Genomic DNA, 2987 nt, shown 5'->3' with positions numbered 1-2987 from the left:
GTCGTAGTCCGCCTGCCGCTTGTGCCTCCGAAAGTAAACGTGTTCGTTTAGAGCGGCGCATTCAGTTCTCTAAAATCACTACATTCTCATCTTGAGACTGCAAAAAGTTTTCTACATCACTAAGGAAAGATCACATTACTATCTCAGGATTAGTTCAATCAATTCAATTTGCGATCGAGCGTTTTAATGCTTCATAGCGGTTGATTAAAAGTCAGGGCTATGCTCATGATCCCAGCAAGTTTCATCTTTCCAAGTCCTGCCTGTTTTGCGACACGCTTCTTCGCTCTGCAACCAGGGAATTGCAGTCGGATGAATTTCATCTTGAGAGCTTTGCTGCTCTGCTGGTTCAGGATGCTGTATATAGTACAGAAGCGAGGTAGCTAATACCGCTCCCAACACAGCGATTTCAAGAATAAGAGCAAGATTAAAATTAGGAGTTTTTGGATGATTCGCATGATTTGAGTGTAGAGACAAGCGATTACGATCTCCACTGTTTCGGCTGCTGAAGCTATTTCTGAAGAAGTTCATAGTAGGCAAAATTTAGAAGACTAGAAGGCTAATTTTGATGCGCTTTCAAACTCATTGCCTCTTACAGTTCTTATTGTCCTGTTCTAACACATGGCTCTCCATCAGCAAATTTCACAAACTTAGTAGCTAAATTTCTCAGTAATGTTACAGATTAAAATGTAATTTACTTTCAGTAAGAATGCAGGAGTTTCTGAAGAAGAGCGTCTCAGAGCCAGGTTTCAAACACAGTACGATTAATATCACGGCTGGTAGCAAAGATAGTGATTATCTCACTTTTAGGCACACCGCGATCAAAAGCAGTGTTACCGCGAGAGCAAAGCAGCCTGCTTTTTCGTACAAATCTTGATTGTATACTTTCGGTATAGAAGAACTTAACAACCCAACACGCCTAGAGCGCCTAAAGACTTTCTTTTGCCATCGCTATTCTAGTGACGACTGCTATATCCGCTTGTCCTTTTACTTGGGTAGCTTCTGAGTGTTAGAATTCTTAGCAAAGTCCGTAAATGCCTCAACACAAGACCAGGAATATCACCTCAATTACCCTAACGTTCTTATTGTTAGGGATTTTATTTGTAGTAGGTGGCACAATCTGGTGTTTGCTGGTGGCTGGATTTGCTGCAATGGCAACACAAACTCTTAGAGGAAACGATAAAGTTTCGAGTTAGTTCGAGCGAGTGACTGGATGTGTGTACATTGTGCTAGGTTTCAATCTGCTAAACAGTAAATCTCAACCTACCTCATGAATAGGGTAGAGTGAATTGATTGCCTAATCGCGTCTCTATGTTTAAGTGAATTAGGGGCAAATTTAAGCAGTTTTACATCATTCAACAGCATCTCGACTTAGATCGCGATGAGTTGAAATATGTGGATTTGAGCAAAGCTCCAGAACGAATTGCAGAAGCAGAGACCACGGGCGTGAAGACGGTTCCCGCGCTCGTTCTCGATGCAGCAGTGTTTCACATTAATTTTGGTACTGAGTTGTCGGCGATCGCAACTTTCTCCTGACCACGCGACTTGGAGCGATCGTCGCCCATCAATCTCTTCGATGCAAAAACATCCAAGACAACTTAAGGAGAATCTTTTATGTTGGAGTAAATCGTTTGCAGCTTCAGGGGAAAAGATGACGCGACAGCATCAGGAAACGATTAAGTTCTGGCGTGATCCAGCACTCGCGAATTTAGAAATGCTCAGGGCAACCTATGTGACGCACTCCTTCTCGCGTCATACTCACGAAGGATATGCGATCGGTGTGATCGAACGTGGAATCGAAGAATTTACCTACCAAGGCTCAACTCATCAAGCGCCCGCTGGCAGTATCGTAGTGATTCATCCTGGAGAAGTGCATACCGGACACGCAGCAGAACCTGAAAGCTGGACATATCGAATGCTGTATCCAGATGTTGCACTGATGCAAAAGGCAGCGGCAGAATTCACTGAACAGTCCTGCGTTTCGCACAAAGCGATCGATGTTCCTTATTTCCCCAATCCAGTCGTGCATGACCCGCAATTGGCAACTCAACTGCGGCAGCTTCATTGGGCGATCGAGCAATCTCCATCGATTTTAGAGCGTGAGTCCCGGTTTCTCTGGTTATTCGCCCAATTGATTGCAAGGTATGCCGATGTTCGTCCTCATTTAGATAAGATCGGCGGCGAAACCCGGATAGTCGAGCAGATTCAGGACTATCTGAGAGCAAATTACATGAACAATATTTCTCTCGAAGAGCTTGCGGAATCGCGCAACTCAAACCTCTACGGTTACTGCGCCTCTTTCGTAAGCACGTCGGATTGCCGCCTCATGTTTATCTGGTACAAACCCGCGTGATGAATGCGAAGGGGTTCATGGCAGCTTTTGGTGATCCCAAGCGAAAAGTAACTATAGCTGTACTTATTTCAGTTAGGACACTTCTCGAAAGCCCCCCAGCCCCCAAACTTGGGAGAGCAAGAGTCTTAAGCCTCCAGAGTTGGGGGTTTGGGGGCGATTCCGAGGATGTCCTAATCTAAACTTCTACTGCCATATCTCTGATAATCTAGTCTCAGAAATTTGCTCAATATCAGCTTTTACTTTCTAGATTGCTACCAACAGGCACATCAATCTTTCGCTCAAGTATTCTACAGATGAGACGACTTTGACGATATGACAGTTTCTCTTACTGTTGTATGGTGCTAGCTTGTCAAGATAAACCGTCGATTCAACAAATCAAAACTGGCTCGACCATACATCTGTCGTTTCAGCAGTTTAAGCCGATTCACCTGCCCCTCCACTTGTCCATTACTCCAGGGCAAAATGAGGGCTGCTTTGACCGCCTCATAATCCTCCCGAATGCCTTGTGTCCCCACGAGATACGCAACCAGTGCATTAGGAAGACTCAGAACGCTTGACAGATAGGCGATTGAGGAATTTAATCAACTTCGACGACACGCCAAAAATCTCAACAGAAATCCGGAGTGTATTAGCTCGG

At 44.7% G+C, this 2987-nt stretch carries 5 protein-coding genes; 3 read left to right on the top strand and 2 right to left on the bottom strand.

Annotated features, from left to right (window positions below):
- Window positions 1–204 precede the first annotated feature (204 nt).
- On the bottom strand, window positions 205–474 hold the full coding sequence (locus tag ACQ4M5_RS41645; RefSeq protein ID WP_430681673.1) for a hypothetical protein: 270 nt from the start codon (window positions 472–474) through the stop codon (window positions 205–207).
- Window positions 475–1031: 557 nt separating this feature from the next.
- Here ACQ4M5_RS41645 and ACQ4M5_RS41640 point away from each other — a divergent pair.
- From ACQ4M5_RS41640 to ACQ4M5_RS41630, 3 genes are all read left to right on the top strand, one after another.
- Window positions 1032–1193, top strand: a complete 162-nt coding sequence (locus ACQ4M5_RS41640; protein ID WP_430681672.1) for a hypothetical protein — start codon at window positions 1032–1034, stop codon at window positions 1191–1193.
- A 199-nt stretch (window positions 1194–1392) separates the two neighbouring features.
- Complete coding sequence (locus tag ACQ4M5_RS41635) at window positions 1393–1533, top strand: hypothetical protein (RefSeq protein ID WP_430681671.1); 141 nt, start codon at window positions 1393–1395, stop codon at window positions 1531–1533.
- Between the two features lie 115 nt (window positions 1534–1648).
- Window positions 1649–2350 (top strand): AraC family ligand binding domain-containing protein, encoded by a 702-nt coding sequence (locus ACQ4M5_RS41630; RefSeq protein WP_430681670.1) that lies wholly within the window; start codon window positions 1649–1651, stop codon window positions 2348–2350.
- A 341-nt stretch (window positions 2351–2691) separates the two neighbouring features.
- On the opposite strand, the gene ACQ4M5_RS41625 is transcribed toward ACQ4M5_RS41630, so the two are convergent.
- Window positions 2692–2865 carry a hypothetical protein gene (locus ACQ4M5_RS41625; protein ID WP_430681674.1) on the bottom strand — a complete coding sequence of 58 codons (174 nt, stop codon included), beginning with the start codon at window positions 2863–2865 and terminating at the stop codon, window positions 2692–2694.
- Window positions 2866–2987 lie beyond the last annotated feature (122 nt).

The organism is Leptolyngbya sp. AN10, assembly GCF_050565645.1.
Taxonomy (GTDB): domain Bacteria; phylum Cyanobacteriota; class Cyanobacteriia; order Leptolyngbyales; family Leptolyngbyaceae; genus Leptolyngbya.
Note: the sequence above shows the minus strand (reverse complement) of the source record. Positions and strands in the feature narration are given on the sequence as shown.

Coding starts and splice junctions, on each gene's coding strand:
- ACQ4M5_RS41630 (WP_430681670.1), top strand. CDS start 1,649: ATGACGCGACAGCATCAGGAAACGATTAAGTTCTGGCGTGATCCAGCA.
- ACQ4M5_RS41640 (WP_430681672.1), top strand. CDS start 1,032: ATGCCTCAACACAAGACCAGGAATATCACCTCAATTACCCTAACGTTC.